Origin of the sequence: Allobosea sp. FBZP-16 (assembly GCF_002831785.1) — a bacterium.
In the GTDB taxonomy this organism is placed as follows: Bacteria; Pseudomonadota; Alphaproteobacteria; order Rhizobiales; family Beijerinckiaceae; genus Allobosea; species Allobosea lupini.
Genome location: NZ_LNCQ01000058.1, coordinates 22579 through 22865, shown reverse-complemented (window position 1 = coordinate 22865; position 287 = coordinate 22579). Strand labels below are relative to the sequence as shown.

Annotated in this window: 1 protein-coding gene; it reads right to left on the bottom strand. The window is 70.4% G+C overall.

The annotated features are described in order from the left end of the window. Positions 1 to 271: hypothetical protein (locus CXY91_RS28575; protein ID WP_158673637.1), on the bottom strand; the 271-nt coding region annotated here is incomplete at its 3' end. Between the last annotated feature and the right edge of the window lie 16 nt (positions 272 to 287).

Below are 287 nucleotides of genomic sequence, written 5' to 3'. Positions count from 1 at the left end.
GGCCGAACGAGAAGATGGCGAGCGCCATCGGCACGACCGACAGCACCGAGGAGACCAGGCCGACCGCAGCACCGATGACGCCGCCGATCGCGCCGAGCAGACCGGAGAGCGAGGCGAACAGACCGCCGATGCCGGGCAGGCCGGAGAGGACGTCGTCGCCGGTCGGGTCGAACTCGCACTCGATCCGTGCCACCCGCAGCTCGTCCGAGGCGAAGGAGATCTCGGCGGGCCGGAGTAGCACGCAATCGACCGGCCCGAGCCAGGGATGCATGAAGGTGCCGGATCCC